This window comes from Pseudotenacibaculum sp. MALMAid0570 (genome assembly GCF_040151415.1).
In the GTDB taxonomy this organism is placed as follows: Bacteria; Bacteroidota; Bacteroidia; order Flavobacteriales; family Flavobacteriaceae; genus Polaribacter.
In genome coordinates this window covers 93,791-110,415 of sequence record NZ_JBDKWF010000047.1, presented here as the reverse complement: position 1 = coordinate 110,415, position 16,625 = coordinate 93,791, and the positions used below count along the sequence as shown (strand labels likewise).

Annotated in this window: 16 protein-coding genes and 1 pseudogene; all 17 read right to left on the bottom strand. The window is 31.0% G+C overall.

Features of this window, described 5'->3' with window-relative positions; all coding sequences use genetic code 11:
* Positions 1 to 83 precede the first annotated feature (83 nt).
* The 17 genes and pseudogenes from AAON49_RS06955 to rffA all read right to left on the bottom strand — a co-directional run bounded on the left by AAON49_RS06955 (position 84) and on the right by rffA (position 16,624).
* On the bottom strand, positions 84 to 782 hold the full coding sequence (locus AAON49_RS06955) for a WbqC family protein (protein ID WP_349553653.1): 699 nt from the start codon (positions 780 to 782) through the stop codon (positions 84 to 86).
* Positions 783 to 792: 10 nt separating this feature from the next.
* Positions 793 to 1,410, bottom strand: coding sequence for a PIG-L deacetylase family protein (locus AAON49_RS06950; RefSeq protein ID WP_349553651.1), 618 nt, complete (start codon positions 1,408 to 1,410; stop codon positions 793 to 795).
* Positions 1,410 to 2,411 carry a glycosyltransferase family 2 protein gene (locus AAON49_RS06945; RefSeq protein WP_349553650.1) on the bottom strand — a complete coding sequence of 334 codons (1,002 nt, stop codon included), beginning with the start codon at positions 2,409 to 2,411 and terminating at the stop codon, positions 1,410 to 1,412. The genes AAON49_RS06950 and AAON49_RS06945 overlap by 1 nt, the downstream gene beginning before the upstream one ends.
* 3 nt (positions 2,412 to 2,414) lie before the next feature.
* The gene (locus tag AAON49_RS06940; RefSeq protein WP_349553648.1) at positions 2,415 to 3,794 is read right to left on the bottom strand and encodes a hypothetical protein; all 1,380 of its coding nucleotides are present in this window, start codon (positions 3,792 to 3,794) and stop codon (positions 2,415 to 2,417) included.
* Positions 3,787 to 5,247 (bottom strand): hypothetical protein, encoded by a 1,461-nt coding sequence (locus AAON49_RS06935; protein ID WP_349553646.1) that lies wholly within the window; start codon positions 5,245 to 5,247, stop codon positions 3,787 to 3,789. Before AAON49_RS06935 ends, AAON49_RS06940 begins: the two co-directional genes overlap by 8 nt.
* A 1-nt stretch (position 5,248) precedes the next feature.
* On the bottom strand, positions 5,249 to 5,944 hold the full coding sequence (locus tag AAON49_RS06930) for a glycosyltransferase family 2 protein (protein WP_349553645.1): 696 nt from the start codon (positions 5,942 to 5,944) through the stop codon (positions 5,249 to 5,251).
* Positions 5,932 to 6,633 carry an acylneuraminate cytidylyltransferase family protein gene (locus AAON49_RS06925; protein WP_349553644.1) on the bottom strand — a complete coding sequence of 234 codons (702 nt, stop codon included), beginning with the start codon at positions 6,631 to 6,633 and terminating at the stop codon, positions 5,932 to 5,934. The genes AAON49_RS06930 and AAON49_RS06925 overlap by 13 nt, the downstream gene beginning before the upstream one ends.
* A complete protein-coding gene (gene neuC / locus AAON49_RS06920) occupies positions 6,633 to 7,766 on the bottom strand; it encodes a UDP-N-acetylglucosamine 2-epimerase (RefSeq protein WP_349553642.1) in 1,134 nt (377 codons plus the stop codon). Before neuC ends, AAON49_RS06925 begins: the two co-directional genes overlap by 1 nt.
* Positions 7,759 to 8,799, bottom strand: coding sequence for an N-acetylneuraminate synthase (neuB, locus tag AAON49_RS06915; protein WP_349553641.1), 1,041 nt, complete (start codon positions 8,797 to 8,799; stop codon positions 7,759 to 7,761). The genes neuC and neuB overlap by 8 nt, the downstream gene beginning before the upstream one ends.
* Positions 8,796 to 9,986: a glycosyltransferase gene (locus AAON49_RS06910; RefSeq protein ID WP_349553640.1), complete on the bottom strand. Its 1,191-nt coding sequence runs from the start codon at positions 9,984 to 9,986 to the stop codon at positions 8,796 to 8,798. Before AAON49_RS06910 ends, neuB begins: the two co-directional genes overlap by 4 nt.
* Positions 9,983 to 11,134 (bottom strand): glycosyltransferase, encoded by a 1,152-nt coding sequence (locus AAON49_RS06905; protein ID WP_349553638.1) that lies wholly within the window; start codon positions 11,132 to 11,134, stop codon positions 9,983 to 9,985. The genes AAON49_RS06910 and AAON49_RS06905 overlap by 4 nt, the downstream gene beginning before the upstream one ends.
* 1 nt (position 11,135) lies before the next feature.
* Complete coding sequence (locus AAON49_RS06900; protein ID WP_349553636.1) at positions 11,136 to 12,083, bottom strand: class I SAM-dependent methyltransferase; 948 nt, start codon at positions 12,081 to 12,083, stop codon at positions 11,136 to 11,138.
* A complete protein-coding gene (locus AAON49_RS06895) occupies positions 12,071 to 12,415 on the bottom strand; it encodes a Wzt carbohydrate-binding domain-containing protein (RefSeq protein WP_349553634.1) in 345 nt (114 codons plus the stop codon). The genes AAON49_RS06900 and AAON49_RS06895 overlap by 13 nt, the downstream gene beginning before the upstream one ends.
* 122 nt (positions 12,416 to 12,537) lie before the next feature.
* A pseudogene (locus AAON49_RS06890) lies at positions 12,538 to 13,323 on the bottom strand (ABC transporter ATP-binding protein); the annotation flags it as partial.
* Between the two features lie 2 nt (positions 13,324 to 13,325).
* Positions 13,326 to 14,189: an ABC transporter permease gene (locus AAON49_RS06885; RefSeq protein ID WP_349553632.1), complete on the bottom strand. Its 864-nt coding sequence runs from the start codon at positions 14,187 to 14,189 to the stop codon at positions 13,326 to 13,328.
* Between the two features lie 10 nt (positions 14,190 to 14,199).
* Entirely contained in the window at positions 14,200 to 15,507 is a 1,308-nt protein-coding gene (locus AAON49_RS06880) for a glycosyltransferase family 39 protein (protein ID WP_349553630.1), read from the bottom strand.
* The gene (gene rffA / locus AAON49_RS06875; RefSeq protein ID WP_349553628.1) at positions 15,497 to 16,624 is read right to left on the bottom strand and encodes a dTDP-4-amino-4,6-dideoxygalactose transaminase; all 1,128 of its coding nucleotides are present in this window, start codon (positions 16,622 to 16,624) and stop codon (positions 15,497 to 15,499) included. Before rffA ends, AAON49_RS06880 begins: the two co-directional genes overlap by 11 nt.
* Position 16,625: the final 1 nt, after the last annotated feature.

Genomic DNA, 16,625 nt, shown 5'->3' with positions numbered 1-16,625 from the left:
TCTAACATAGGGTTCATAAGAAACAGGTTTTCCATCCTTATCATAAGAATGAGGTGCTGCCGACAGAACCATTAACCGTTTTCCTAATTTTTCCATTCAGTAAAGATAAGCTCTCTTGTTTTATCTGCTCCTATATTAAAAAGAGCGTCAAGAATTGACAACCCCATGATAAAATTTTCTCCTCTTTGTTGATATTGAATGTCTTGTACAGGAAATTTCTGCCATAGTATGTTGATACTTTTTTCCTGAAAAAGAGATTCATCCATATAATTTAGCCCTCCTTTTCCAGCTATATAATCTGTTCCCTTTAATTTAGCACATAATTCTACTAAACGTATGTTGGGGTCATCACTCTGTAAATCAAGTTCTGAAGATCGAATTATTTGAGTATCAATATCAAGTGTATTCAATAAATATGTAAATAAATTATAATTGAGTTCGTTAAGAGAAGTTTCATCTGAATTGATGATATTCTCTATATCAGCAAAAAACTCAATGTAATGAGGAGTCTTAGAATACGTGCTAGCTATAGTTTTTGTGATTTTTCTATAATCTTTAGATTTCACAACTTCTATATCAGCAATATGAGTCTCTAAACTTGCTTTTTTTACAGGTACTGTGAGCCAAAATTCATCTTCTCCTACTTTTATCTTTGTTCTATTTTGAAAATAATTCTTTCTAAACTGGACATTTTCTAGCCAAACAAAAACATCAGATTTAGCTACCTTATTAAAGTAACCTAACCATGGTAAAAAATGTGGCTGATGAGCAGAAACTATCAAATGATAAAAATTAAATAATAATACGTGTTAGTTCAAAACACTCGGCAAAATCTTTTCCGATTTGCTTTCCTCTTAACTTGGCTAAATCTGTAATAATATCATTACTAAAGAACATTCTATGTTTCTGGGTTTCAAAAGAGTTGATAGAAGCTTGTTTAGCTTTAATATTATCTTCAGAAATTTCAATAAAAACATCCATATCAAATGTCATGCTATTCCAAGGAAGCTCATATCCTAAAATTGTCGAATACTTAAAGGCTCTTCTAGCTTCTTGATAAGCAACTTGATGCGATTGATGGATATCTTTACTATTGGGAACAAAGACGATGTCTGGTTTTACAGATTTATTGGTGTCATAAAACAATTGCAAGATATCCATACGATCTTTAAATAAATCTCTCGGATTGTAATCTTTAAGTACCATTCTGTCTTTAGAAAGTTTGAGATGTTTACAGCTTTCCCAAAACTCTTTCATAAAAACCTCTTTTTCAACTAGAGGTGGCATAGACAATCCTAAATAGTGAATTGTATTGTTTTCACTTAATTTATGTATTGTAGCACCTAAACCTAGCTCTATATCATCTAAATGAGGAGCGATTGCTAATATTACCTTGTTCTTTATTTCCATTAGTATTGCACTTTAGGTTTATTAAAAATCAGTGTTAGTAATCCATAGAATCTTCCCATGGACTCAGTAAATGCAGCTTTTCTACTTGAAGCTTTCAATATATTTGTAAATCTAATTATTGCTAACAAAACCGCAATAACATTCCATTTAATTTTTGATTTAAAAGAAGGTTTTGGGTGTCTAACTCGCCATACATACCAACCATTTCTAGTAACCATTTTACCATAACTGAACTGATTAGGTCTTCCTGAGGGTTCGTGAAAATGTGCAAGCTTAGCTGCTGTATTTACATATAAATCGTATTTCTTAGAAACTCTCAAGCAAAAATCAGAATCTTCATACAGTCCGTATCCTTCAAAATACGTAGAAAATTTAATCTTATCAACTACATGCTTTCGAAAGGATGATACGCCTCCCATGAAATGCTCTACTTTGTATACTTTATCTATCGGCGGAAAAAAACCTATTGAAAATCCATTTGAAAATTCAGGCATAATACAAGGTGGTTTATCAGACAAAAGCCCTAATTTTTTTCTAATTACATTTCTAGATCCAATAGATCTTACCCAATTTTCTGATTCATATTCTCCGTATGAAATAATTTCACCTTCTTTTAGCTTTCTCCAAACAACTTCATTTGTTATATAACCTCCAACACCACCTGCATTAGGGTATTGGCTATAAGTACTTATCAATTTTTCAAAATATTTCTCACTCAAGATAATGTCGTCATCTAAAAAACAAACAACTTCAATATCGTCAGTTAGTTTTCCTATTCCAAAGTTTCTTTGTTTAGTTAATCCGCGATTGTTATCATCAACCATGTGATATTCGAGGTTTTGATAATCTTTCTTTTTTAGAGCTTCTTTGGTAAGTTCGTTTTTTGAACCATCTACAATAACAATCTGATTTGGGTATAAAGATTGCTTTTCAACCGACTCTAATAAATCAGTCAAAGCTTTTGGACGCATATATGTACAAACAATAAGGCTAAATTTCATTCTTTATACTAAATATTTCCACATTCTATTGATAGTTTCTTCTATAGGGAGTTGAGTAGCTCTTGCCATCCATTTTTCTCTTCCTTCTTTCTTGTCTTCAGTATTGGTTAAAGCTTCTTTTAAAACTTCTAAACGAGCTTCTCTGTTATTAATCCAGAATACTGGATCAATGTCTTTAATCATCTTGAAATGTATGAATTTGTAGGTTCTATTCACAGACCAATCAAATGTGCTTTCAACATCATAATTAATATAACAAGACGGTTTTCCTAAAATCGCTGCATCTAATGCCATTGTTGACCCCATATTTACAATTAAATCTGAATGAATAATTGTATTTATTAACAAAGAAACATCTTTTTTACTAGGACCTCCTTTGTTCCATAAAAAAACATCTGTTCCAAACCAATCTGGTTTGATCTCAGTAAGAACATCAGAAAATTCATCAAGTACAGTATTAAATCCTTCATTTCGATCAATAGGGTTTGGTCTGAATAAAACTCTATAGATATCTTCTTCTTTATTTAATTCTTTGATAGACTTACACAAATCTGACAAATACACTGGATCATTAGGAGATGTTGTTTTATCATTTCCAGAAAACAGAATGTATTTCTTCTGAGTGTCTAAATCAAATTGATTAAAAAATACTGAACGTTCTAATCTATATTCATCATTAAAATAGTAAGTAAATTGTGGAGTTCCCGTAACTTTAATATCATTTTCGTTAATGAAAGGGTAATGTTCAATCATTTCATCCTTCATGTAAGAACTCCAAACAAAATATTTGTCAGCTTTAACCAATTGTACTCCTTTGGGGATATTATCCCAAGAATGGATAAAACAAATGGTTTTAATACCTAAGTCTCTTGCGGCTAACATTGGTGCTAATGCATTACTAGCACGTTGATGAGTACAATAAACTACGCTTGGGTTTTCTTTAATTAGTTGGTCCTTACAGTTTTTGTAGTAACTAGTTTTTCTAATTCTTTTATAAAGCGGTTTATCTAAATTCTCTATTCCTTTAGCATTGGCATAGAAATTAGCAATCATCTTAATAAGATTGTTTCTTAATTTGCTTCGCAAGGACTGATTCTTATATATACCTACTAAATAACTTAAGTAATTTTTATTCCCAGTTCTTTTCACATTAAAAAACAATTCTGCCCTGTTTTTTACTTTGAGCAAGAAATTTATTTTAGAGTTATATTCGAATTTGGGAAGTTTTACAAATTGATTTTCTATTCCATATTGTTCAATATAATCTTGATCAGACCAAAACACAAAATCAAGGTCAGGTTGGTTTAAAAATCCAGATAAAATGAAATTTCTAGCGCTATAGCCAGATTGAATTAATAATAAAACTTTCTTTTTTTTACTCATTGCTTTTTAAAACATAGAAATCTAAACCGAATTTTTGTTCTTTTAAAACATAATTGGTTTTGACAATTTTTAGAAACTCCTTTAAGTTTCTCTTTTGACCTTCATCTATCTCTAAAGAATTAGAACCATCTAACTGCAACATACCACTACGTTTTCCATCTATAATTAATGAAGGTTTATTTTTTGAAACCTGTTGATGAAACTCTTCTATTTTTTTTCTGATGTACTCTGTATCATACTTAAAAGTAGAATGATAGAAGAATGTTGTTGGGGAAAACTTATCGGTTTGGTTATAAATATCTGTTGAATTCCCCCAAACGAGAAGGGTGTCATCTTTATAATTTTCTGAAACATAATCCCCTACTATTTTAGTTTCATCCGCCTCTAATAAAATCCACTTCCAGTTTTTCAAAGTCATATATGAAGGAACATAAAAACTTCCTGCAAATATCACCCCCATTAAGATAACAACAAGAGTATTTGTAATTTGCAACCTTTCTCTAATTTCAGCAATTATAACAGCTGTAGAGAAGATCACCAATGGTATCCACATCATATAATAATGTGCATACAATCGATCAGAAATGTTCCCAAAAAACAATTCAATAGGAATCCAAAAAATCAAGATTAATTCTAATTTTCTTCTTTTATCTTTTATAAACCTTAGAAGAGAAATAATAAATCCTATTATAAAAATTACTGAAAGGTGATACTTTTTTACTACAGAAAAAATTGTAGAAAACACTGATGTTTTTGAGGCTCCTGAATAAGAAAAATTAAATGTAAATGCAGCATCTATGAACTCATCTAGGCTATTTGTACTCAATAAATAAACAAGTAATAATGATATTATTGCGATAGCTCCATAACTCATTTTAACAAACTGCATTAAAATAACTTTGAAGCTTTCCTTTTTTAGAATGAGCTGAGCTAAATAAGCACAAAATAATGCAACCCAAAAGGCAATTAAGTTAGCTCTGAGTGTAAAATTGATAATAAAAAACGCTCCAACCAACGCATAATCTAATGTTTTTGCTTTTTCTTTTAATATTAATGATATAGATAGTAGGCTAAAAAGAGCTCCATATTCTTCGGTAAGATTACCTCCATCAAAGAAATATTTTAAAGTAAATAACCCAAAACTAGCTGCTATGAAAGCTATTAACCAAGAATATTCTTTTTTTAAAAAATCAAAAATTCTGATAAATGTATAGAGTATCAATAATAGTTCAACAATTTTTATTCCTATCATTGATTTAAAACCAATAGCATATCCAAAAGCATTAATTAGATACAAGGATACTCCTTTATGATCCCAACCATCTACATAGGGAACATAACCATTAACTAATAGTCTTCCCATATAAGCAAAAACATTTGCATCTGTATAAAAAGGAATAAAAAGGATTGGTACAAAAAGAACCAAAATAAGTAATACAAAAAGTTTTTTCATCTTACTTAAATCTAAACATAATGGTTTGTATCAAAGATTTAAAAGCTGCTTTAAAAAGCTTCCATTTTTTTATAGACACCTCTCCAGTTTCTCTATGATGATGAGTAACTGGAAATTGTTGAATACGTAACTTTCTTAAATTGGCGATTCCAGAAACTATAAGGTTTGGAGCAAAAGTATCATCAGGTATTCTTAAAATATCATCATGAAATTTACTTGTTCTTATCAAACGAAAAGGTGCGTTTACATCTTTTACTCTATTTCCATAGAAAAAACCAACAGTTAATCTAGAAATTAAAGTAGTGATTATTCTAGGTAATGGGCTGTTACGTTGAATTCTATAACCAATTAAGAAATCAAAATCGTTTCTTGCTTTCCAAAACTTTTCAAATTCATTGGCTTTTAACTCATTATCAGAATCTATCTGAAATAACCACTGCGCATCTAAGTTCTCTTTGTAACCCTTTAAAATAGTAGGCCCATGACCTGAGTTGGGTTTATCTACAACATAAAGTTTTTGATTTTCTTTAGCTAGTTGATTTAAAATATTCAATGTTTGGTCTTTTGATCCATCATTGAATGTATAAATAGTGTAGTCTATTTCTAATGAATTAAGCGTTTGGGTCCAATCACTGATAACATCAGAGATAGCTCCTTCTTCATTATAAACGGGTATGATAATCTTTAATTCTGACAAGGGGGAATGTTTTTTAGTTGACTTTCAATCTTTGCGATATCTTCATAAGAATCTACATCAAAACTTTTTGATGTTGGCATTATGTATTCAATAGTTCTTTCAGTAAAAAATGTCTTTCTCTTCAAAAACTCTTTAATTTCAATGACATAAATAGCTCCGTTAGGTTGGTAAGCAACAGGAAGTTCTTGTCTAGGCATAAAAGGAAAATCATTATTAACAATTCCTTCTAGAAATCCTTCTTTATTCTTTTTAAAGCTTTTCAAAGGGTGATGATCTGGTTTTACAACACTAATCAACGAATTTGCATTTGTTTCATTTAATAGTTTCAAAGCTTTATCAATATCTTCAGCTGTTCTTAAAGGTGATGTTGGTTGCAATAAAATTAAATATTTATATTCATCACCTGAAATGTCAAATTGATCTAAAGCATGTTCTATCACCGGTGCTGTAGGTGTATTATCTTGAGCTAAACTCTCAGGTCTTTTTAATATTTCTACTGATTTATATTGATCTGAAAACTCCAAAATATCTTTTCCATCAGAGGTTACGATAATTCTATCTACTCCATTAGAATTTTCCGCAGCTTCAACAGACCAAGCAATTAAGGGTTTCCCTCCTACTTTTGTAAGATTTTTATTAGGAATTCCTTTTGAACCTGATCTCGCTGGTATAATTGCTACAACTTTCATTATAAATCTTGAAACTGTTTTTGACAGTTAACCTTCCATATTTCATCGGATAGCAGTAAATCTAAGAATATTTGATCGCTATTTCCTGATCCAAATTCAGAAAAATCAATTTCTGCATAATTCTTAGTTTTTATCTCTTGAATAACATTTACAATTTCTGCTTTGTTGTGAGGGACATTTACAATTGTTTTGGCCTGAGATCTATTATGCTGTCTAGTACCTATATCTACAGTAGGAACCTGATAATAAGGAGCTTCCCTAACACCAGCGCTAGAATTTCCTATTACAAATTCTGCTTCCTTTAATAAAGACAAGAAATATTCAAATCTCAGAGAAGGGAAAATTCTAAAGCGATTGTTCTCTTCTAATCTTTTATACTCTTCTAAAATTTCATTTGTTCCTAAGTCGTTATTAGGGTAAATAAGAACATAGTTTTCTTGAGACTCCAACATAGCATCAACAAATATCTTTATATGATCTTTGATAACATCATATTCTGTTGTTACAGGATGATACATTGCTATTCCGTAGTTGTTAAAAGGAATCTCATAATAGTCTTTTACAAAATCTAATTTTGGAAGCGTCTTGGGATTCATCAGATCTAAATCTGGAGAACCAATAATATAGATTGAGGAATCTAACTCTCCCATTTGCACCAATCGTTTTTTTGCAAGATTATTAGAAACTAAATGAATATGCGATAATTTGCTTACAGAATGTCTAATCAATTCATCTACAGTTCCTGAGATTTCTCCTCCTTCAACATGAGCTACAAGTACATTATTTAAGCTTCCTACAATGGCTCCTGCTAGTGCTTCTACTCTATCTCCATGAACCACAATTAAATCAGGCTGATGCTCTCCAACAAAACTTGAAAAACCTTCTATAGTTTTAGCCAAAGTTCTATCCATATGTTCAGCCTCCTTGTAATTTCTGAACGTAGCAATATTCTTAAAATCGCTTTTGTAAATTTCATTAACAGTAGAACCGTATTGAGCATCCATATGCATACCGGTTACAAAGATTTGTACATCAAACTGTTGATGTTCTTGCGTAATCTTCATCAACGATTTCAATTTACCGAAATCGGCTCTGGTTCCAGTTAGGAATACTATTTTTTTTCTTTTACTCAATATCTACCCAGTTTAAATGCTCATCTGAAGCAATTTCTCTTGCTGCTATTTTTCCCAATATACCATTGTATTCATCGGCTAATATTTCTCCAGTTCCCGGTCTTTTCACCCATAAATTTTCTTTTGAAAAGGCTTCTCCTTTCTTTATAGTTTTGATTGTAACTACAGTAGCAAAAGCAAAATCTATGGTAACTTGTTCTTCTTTTGCAGGTTCTTTTTTACCTCCTCGCATTTTCCAGATCAACTCGCTACCTTCTACCAGTTCCTTACAAGCAGTTTCATCCATAGAACAAACAATATCTGGCCCTGTGCGATTCATATGATCTGTAAAATGTCTTTCTAGTACTGAAGCTCCTATAGCTACGGCTCCAAGACAAGCGTGATTTGTAATAGTATGATCTGATAGACCAAAAACATGTTTTGGGAAAGCATTGGCCAATTCTTGCATAGCTCCATATCTCACAAGTTCTGGAGGAGTTGGATACAAATTAGTTGTGTGCAATAATGCTAAAGGAACATTAGCTTTATCAAAAATTTCAACAGCTTTAGAAACGCTTTCTATAGTGTTCATTCCTGTACTTAAAATTACAGGTTTTCCAAAAGAAGCAATATGCTCAAGCAATGGATAATTATTACATTCTCCTGAGCCAATCTTATATGCAGATACTCCCATTCTTTGCAATCTATCTGCAGCAGCTCTAGAAAAAGGTGTAGAAATAAAAATCATCCCTTTACTTTCTACATATTTTTTTAATTCTATTTCATCTTCTTCGTTTAAAGCACAACGCTCCATAATCTCATAGATAGAAACATCAGCATTACCAGGAATGACTTTCTTTGCGGCTCCGCTCATTTCATCTTCTACAATATGTGTTTGATGTTTTACACATTCTGCTCCTGCTCTGTGAGCCGCATCCACCATTTCTTTAGCTACACTTAAGGAACCTTCATGGTTGATTCCAATTTCCGCAATTACCAATGGTGGAAAATCTGGTCCAATTTTTCTTCCTTTTATTTCTATTGTATTTCTCACGAATGAATCGTTTTTAAAAAGTCTCCTAACTTGTTTAATTGACTAGGTACTGTATAATTATCTATAAAGGTTTGTTTTCCTTTAGTTCCTAACAAATGTAGCTTTTCTCTATTAGAGTACAAATGAATTATTTGCTCTTTCATTTCATCTAAATCATCACATAAAATGGCATTTTCTTCAGTAATCTCTGGATAGCATCTAACAGATTCTCTTGTAACTACTAACACTTGCTCATGGTTTAATGCTACTGGAATTCTGGTTCTTGTTCCTGTATTATACTCCCAAGGAACAATATGAATATCCTCAGGAAATAGTACTGTATTTAAATCCTCTACGAAGCCTAAAGATTGAATACGATTGTCTTCTAATTTTCTTTTCAATGAATCATGTGCTTTTGTAACGCTTCCTATTACTTTTAATTTTGCCGTTGGTATCTCTGATTTAATGGAATTCCAACAAACATCTAAAAACCGCTCTAATCCTAAACGGTTTGCTGTAGTTCCCATACCACCTAAATGGACTATTGAAGTCTTTTCATGAGGTTCTAAAGTAGTTTCAATTGCTTTGTAGGTTGTTGGTAAATACAATGCAGGTTTCTGTGATATGGATTTAATTTCATCAGATTCTGTTTTAGAACCTGATATGCAAGCATCAAATGTTCTAACCATTTGAAACTCTACTCTTTTTTTCTGAAAGGAATGAAATTTCTTGTTAAGAGATGGTTTTCCTCTCAACAAAGAAAGCTTGTACTCCCAATCGTGATGTGAATATATTTTGGGTACTGACAATTGAGTTTTCATTGCTAAGATTGCAGACCATCTCCATTCGCACCATACAATATCTATTGATTTTCTAGCAACTAAATCTTGCAAATAAGTAGTATTCTTCTTGTTTACAAAAAAATATTCAAATTCTGTGGGTTTAAAAATAGCATGATAGAGCCAGTTCAATCTTCTTTTTCTCTTTCCTTCATCAACTTTGTAATGAACAATCTCTGTTATAAAAGGCTTTACTTCATTGTAGTCTTCTTCTTTGAAAGAGTATGAAGAATTCCATTCTACAGCTAATAGTATTACTTTATAGTCTAAAGCAGAAAGGAGTTCTAAATGACTATATAACACAGCTGCTCCACCGTTAGCATTTGGTGAAATTTCTTCTGCATTTACTATGAATAGAATCTGCTTCATATTTCTTCTTCTATCTTTTTATAAGAATCTAAAACTTTACTTTTGATAGATTTGTAATCTAGTTGTTTTGCTTTTTCCTGATTAATTTCAAATGCCTTTTCTATCAATTCTTTATGGTTAAGAGCCTTCTTAATTTTCTCTGCTATTTCAGTAATGTCTTCAGGATTTGTTATTAATAATCCATTTACTCCATCTGTAATATGATCTTCTGTTACACCACCTGGATTGGATTGGATAGGAAATGCACCACATATGATAGATTCTAGCAATGTATTTGGTATTCCGTCTGTAACACTATTTCCAATTGCAATTGTTGCTCTACCAAATTGTTCTAAAAGATCTTCATGGGAGAGTTCTTCATTTCTTGATGAATACTGGATATTCAAACTATATTTTGTATTTAACTCTTTTATTTTATCAATTACAATCTGATGTGCAGAGTATACATAGATTTCATACTTAATTAGTTCTCCCAAAATAGATTCTAGAGCTTCTAAGACATATAAGGCTCTTCCCGCCCAATGGTGGTATCCTTTGATAAGAATTGTTTTTCTCTCATTGACAGGTTGAATATACTTTTTATAATGTTGAAATTCATAACCACCTCCACCAGGAAATATTGGCATAAAATGTCCTGAAAATCCATGATTCTTTGCTAATGAAATATCTCTAGAATTGTCTGAAAAAAAATAATCTACTTGTTTTAAGACATTTCTGATTTTTTTTACGTGTCTAGCATTATTCTGATAATGATAAATATCACTTCCCCAAGAAGAATAAGCCCATCTAAATGATTTTTTTTCTCTTACTTTAAGTAGCGGGTACGTTTCCGATTGCATTTCCAAGGAATGGATTAAATCTGGTTGAATCTCTTTTATGAATTCTATTAACTTTTCGGAAGCTGTTACTTGCAAATAACTTTCAATTTTTTCGTAAAAAACAGGTTTTTTCTTTCTTAACCTATCTTCTCCTTTTATGTAAGGAAGCTTTCTTTGTGACCAATTTTCTTTATAAGTCGTCCATCTAAGATCTGGGTGAATTTCTCTATCCAAGCAATCAAATACATATACTTCGTGATGGGAATCTTTTAGTTGATTGATCCATCTCGCTGAATGTATATATTGCTGACAAACAAAGAGAATTTTCATATTACTTTTTTCTCAAAACTACAATAACAGCTTCTCCTTTTTTATTTTTTGTATTTAACCTAATTCCAAATACGTTAATCATCTTTTTGACAAGTTTTTTTACAAATCTAAAACGAGAAGTGTTAGACATGATAATTCCTTTGCTTGAGAAAATCTTATATACTCTATTGGTTAAAAGATTGAGTGTGTAACTTTTCTTTAATCTATCGGAAACAGGCTCATTATTTACCGAAACTAATTCTACATTAAATATGTTTTCAAAACCCTGAAAAGTTTTGTTATACCATCGTGTTATATGATGTGGAGGAAAGTTTAACGTATGATTGATATTATCGGTTAATATTGAATCTGCTGACGGCACTCCAAAAATAATCAACCCTCCTTTTTTCAAAACCTTTAGTGATGATTCTATATAATCATGTGGGTTTTCTACATGTTCTAAAACTTGAAAACTACATACAACATCAAATTCGTTTTCATGTTCAATAGCAAAATCTTCAATAGGTTTTTTAATCAATTGAATTCCTTTTTCTTTTGCATCAGCTATTGCTTTATCATTGTACTCTAAGCCAGTATAATCATCAACATTGATAATTTGTGAGAAATGACCGCTTCCCGAACCAATTTCCAACACTTTATCTGTTTTATTAATATGTTTCTTAGCCAAGAAAAACTCATAACGATCGTCTTTATAGTAAAACTCTTCTGGTTTTAATAAAGATTCATAAAATTTAGGGCTTCCTGTAAGAACAGGTGAAAAAAAGTGAAGGTGACAATTTGAGCATTCTTTATACTCAATTTCTTTGTTTCCTTTAAACTCTAACAAAACATCGACATCTAAATCTCTTACATACAAATCATTAATATCGGATGCTTTAATTTTTTGGACCGTTTTAAGCCGATCGCTTTTACATAAAATACACGTATCACTCATTTTCAATATCTCCATTTCGTCTCTAAATACAAAGAGCCAAATTCTTTTAAAGGGGGTTTCTTGTTCGTTTCTGTATCCCAAAACACCATAAATGTGATGGCGTCTTCTATTATATCAATATCTAATTTACCATTTCCTAAGTATAGTGAGAGGCTATAAGAACCTGGCGATAAAGCTAAATTCTGAAATGTTATTTCAAATTGTTTTTTCTCTTTAATTACTTTCATCGAATTCTCTTTTTGATAAGAGTTTTCGGCAAAAAGTATCTGATTTTTTTCATTTTTTAAGACATATCCAAAAGATAGATTGTCAATTTTTGAAGTATCAAAATCAACAAATACATTCAAATTTTGACCAGAATAGACGTTAGATATTCCATCACCAATGGTAATTTTTTCTAGTACTTGAGTGCTATTTCTTTTTCTATTGTTATGGTTTTTAAATCCATTACATAGCTCTCTTTACTATCGCTTAAATATTGCCTAACAATTTCGTCTGTCTTACCATGAGATTTTAAACGTCCATTTTCAAGTAAAATAGAATGATCACATAAATTTTCTATGGCTGTCATATCATGACTTACAAACAACACTGTTCTTCCATCGGCATTAGAGATATCTTTCATCTTACCGATAGCCTTTTTTTGAAACTCAGCATCTCCTACAGCCAATACTTCATCTACAACCAAAATATCAGGCTCTAAATGCGCAGCTACAGCAAATGCTAATCGAACTTTCATTCCACTGGAATATCTTTTTACAGGAGTATCTATATAACGTTCACAGCCTGAAAACTCAACAATCTCACTTAGTTTGGATTTGATTTCTTTTTTTGTCATTCCCAAAATAGCTCCGTTCAAGAAAATATTTTCTTTTCCTGTCATTTCTGGATGAAATCCTGTTCCGACTTCTAAAAGTGATGCAATTCTTCCTTTAGATTTTATAGAGCCCATAGTTGGACTAGTAACTTGAGATAATATTTTAAGAAGTGTAGATTTTCCTGCGCCATTTTTTCCTATGATTCCTAGCACCTCACCTCTTTTTACTTCAAAACTAATATCATTTAAAGCCCAAACGTATTGCGAGTTCCCTTTTGATGACCTGTCATTTGCTTCTCCAATTTTCAAAAATGGATCTTGTTTTCCACGAATTCGATGCCACCAACGATTCAAATCATGGCTTATGGTGCCTGAACCAATAAGTCCAAGCCTATATTGTTTTGATATATTTTCTACTTTTAAAATCGTGTCAGGCATAATTAAATCGTATCAATAAAACTTTTTTCTGTTTTATTAAAAATCAAAATTCCAATCAATAAGGTTACAATACAAAATGAGCCTGTATAAATAAGTCCAAATTGCGTTACTTCTCCAGAACCAATCAACATCAATCTACTTGTTTCTATCAGATAAGCCAAGGGGTTATACTCTACCAACCATGCATAATCCGGCAACTTTTCTTTTGCCAAACCTATTGAGAATACTACGGCTGAAATATACATCAGTAATTGCACTCCAAAAGCTACCAAAAAACTTAAATCTCTATATTTTGTTACCATTGATGAAATAATCATTCCCAGTCCTAATCCCAACATTCCCATGAATAAAATAATCAATGGGTAAAAGAAAACATAAGTAGTATCTGGTGCTACTTGATCTCCTTTTATAAAAGCATAATAAAGGTAAAATGCGATGAAAATTCCAAATTGAATTCCAAACTTTAGAAGATTTGAAATTACAATAGACAAAGGCATTATGATTCTGGGGAAATATACTTTTCCGAAGATTTGTTCATTCTTTTTGAATGTATCTGATGTAGCAGTTAAACACTCTTTAAAATAATTCCAAGTAGTTACTCCAGCCAAGTTGAACAAGAAAGGATTGATTCCTTTTTCAGGTACAATTCCTGCCACATTGTTAAAGATTAAAGTTAATATTACAGATGTTAACAAAGGTTGAATTAAATACCATAAAGGGCCTAATATCGTTTGTTTGTATAAAGTAATTACATCTCTTTTAACAAAGAGCATCAATAAATCACGGTACTTCCATACCTCTTTAAAATTAAAATCTAATAAATTAGATTTTGGAGTAATTTCTATGATCCATTTATCTTCTTTCATACAACTATAATCAGATAATAACTTTAAAATTTGTAATTACGTACTTCATATTCATAGCTACAAAAATTAACAACGATGCATTAACTATTAAAAAATTGAATACTTCTTTGCGTTTATTTTTTTCTAAACTCTTTTCCATCATCTTTAAAATAGGCAAAGGTAATAGCGCTAAAACACTAATATACCATCTGGGTTCTACATAACTTATCACTATAAAACACAAAGCCAAAATATATACTGTGCTAAAAAGTAGTATGAACTGTTTATTTGGTAATGAAAGTTTTATTCTATTTTTTATGTTAAAAATGATGCTCAAAATGATTAAAAAGATTAAAATTCCAGTCAATCTAGAAATAGGAACTATTTGAATTAATACATTTTTAAAAAACTGTTTTATTGTAAAACCTAGATCAAAAAACATAGAGCTAGTTACCGAATTTTCTGGTAATGAATTCAGTCCATTCTCTTTGAGGTACTCTTTAGTCTCATCAATACTTACATGTTTTCCATAAGCTAATTCACCTTGACTATTCTTTATTGCAGTTAGATATTGCAACTGCACCCAGTTAATCTCATTATCTAGTTTCTTCTCATGAAAAGAAAGGCTTTTTCCTTGAGTTATATTTGCAAAATTAGCTGCTACAACGATGACTATTGTACTTAAAAACATAAAACTAACTCCTTTTAACATTTGCAACCATTGAATTCGTTCCTTCTTAAAAAACATTAAGAAAACTACCGAAATCGGTAATAAATAGATAATTCCGAACTTACGTGTAATTAGCATTAGACCAAAAATAACGCCTATATATATGTAGTATTTAAAAGAATTTTTATTCTGAGTAAGATGTAAGAAAAAATAAAAGAAAAGTGATGTTAAAAAATATAGGATTGAATCGTTTATTCCTGAAAATATAATACTACTCACAATAAACACATTCAATGAAGTAATCCATGCTAAATTTCTATAGCTTTTGTTTTGGAAAGGGAAAAACTTCTTTTGAATCTTTAATATCATGTACATAGTCAAAATTCCAAAGAGAAGACTAGTAACTCTGAGAGAAAATAATGGGTCAGAAACAAAAAGGTTTACAAATGATGATGTTACATTAAAAAGAATGGAGTTTCCTTCTGCTAGTGCTTCAGAATATCCATTTTCTAAATAAAAATTAAACATTTCTAAAAAGCTATTCTCATCACCTTTCCCTTCTGGTCTTAGAAAAATAATTTTATATCTTATAACTCCATAACAAAAAAGTAATAAGCTGGTTACTACAAAATTTGTTTTGGTTAATATGTTCATCAAGTTACCCTTCATAAAACGCTTTTATCTTACCTATTAAAAAGTCTATTTGATGTTTACTTAATTCATAAAACATGGGCAATCTTACTAAAGTAGAAGTAAAAGAATCAGAGTTTTCTAATTCTTCACCTTGATACTGATTTTTAAAAAAAGGGCTTTTATGTAAACTTAAATAATGAAAAACAGAGCTAATATCGTGCTCTTTAAGCTTAGCTATTAATCCTGATCTTTCTTCTATAGAATTACAAATCAAATAAAACATATGAGCATTATTTGTAGCATAATGTGGAGTTTCTGGTAATTTAACTCCATATTCTTTCAAGAATTGTAAATTCTCCTTGTAGTAATTCCAGATAGATTTCCTCTTTTCTTGTATAGATTCTAAGCTTTCTAATTGAGCCCATAAAAATGCTGCTGTTACATCTGAAGGTAAAAAAGATGAGCCGATATCAACCCAACCATACTTGTCTATTTCTCCTCTGAAAAATGCAGACCTATTGGTTCCTTTTTCCCAAATAATCTCGGCTCTTTCTTCAAATCTATCATCATTGATTGCAAGCAAACCACCTTCACCACACTGAATATTCTTGGTTTCATGGAAAGAAAAAGTTGATAAATGCCCTATTCCACCTAAAGGTTTTCCTTTATAGTAAGAATCAATTGCTTGTGCAGCATCTTCAACAACAAATAAATTGTACTTATCTGCCAAACTCATAATTGTATCCATTTCGCAAGCTACTCCGGCATAATGCACTACTACAATTGCCTTTGTTTTGGATGTAATAAGTGATTCTAATTTGGTTTCATCTATATTTGGGTGATTTGGTTTAGAATCTGCAAAGACTACTTTTGCTCCTCTCAGTACAAATGCATTAGCTGTAGACACAAATGTATAAGAAGGTATGATCACCTCATCTCCTTCTTGGATATTCAGTAAAATAGCAGACATCTCTAAAGCATCTGTACAAGATGTTGTGAGTAAAGTTTTCTTAAAACCATATTCTTTTTCAAAAAAAGACTGGCATTTTTGAGTAAACATACCATTTCCCGATATTTTCCCAGACTTTACTGCTTCTTCTATGTAAAGTGTTTCTTTTCCTGTTAAATAAGGTTTGTTAAAAGGAATATACATG